Source organism: Porphyromonas sp. oral taxon 278 str. W7784 (assembly GCF_000467855.2).
GTDB lineage: Bacteria > Bacteroidota > Bacteroidia > Bacteroidales > Porphyromonadaceae > Porphyromonas.
In genome coordinates this window covers 469,266-469,788 of record NZ_KI259258.1, presented here as the reverse complement: position 1 = coordinate 469,788, position 523 = coordinate 469,266, and the positions used below count along the sequence as shown (strand labels likewise).

Annotated in this window: 1 pseudogene; it reads right to left on the bottom strand. The window is 54.5% G+C overall.

Annotated elements, in window-relative coordinates:
* Positions 1-523 (bottom strand): annotated as a pseudogene (locus tag HMPREF1556_RS08765) (carboxypeptidase); the annotation flags it as partial.

The window sequence follows — 523 nt, the reverse complement described above, 5'->3', positions numbered from 1 at the left end:
GAGAGGATGCGATAGTCTCGGCTATCATTCTCCCGTCGAGAATTTTCCTTCTGTGGGCTGTAGGATATACTCGCCCCCATGGAGAGCTCAGGAGTGAAGGCATAGTCTAGCCCCGCACGGAAGTTGAAGTAAGGCCCCTGCCCCGAGTAGGCTGTCTCACTTGAATGGAAAGTGCCCTGCTTGGGATAGGTGCGGTAGGTATCTAGGCGACCATCATAGCCTGAAGAGCCTCCTCCGAGCTGGAGATAAGCGGTGACCTTGTCCTTCTTGTAGTTGAGGTTGGTATTGAGGCTATACAGGACCTTATCGTTACGAAGTCTGAGGCGAGGAGCGATACTTCCTCCGAAGAAATCGTTCTTAGCCTTCTTGAGGATGATATTCAGCACACCTGCATTCCCCTCGGCTTCGTACTTAGCAGGCGGAGTGGTGAGTATCTGGATCTCCTGAAGGTCGGACTGCGGGTAGGAGCGGAGGAGGCCGATGAGCGCGGTGCCCGAGAGACGGACACGCTTGTCGTTGATGA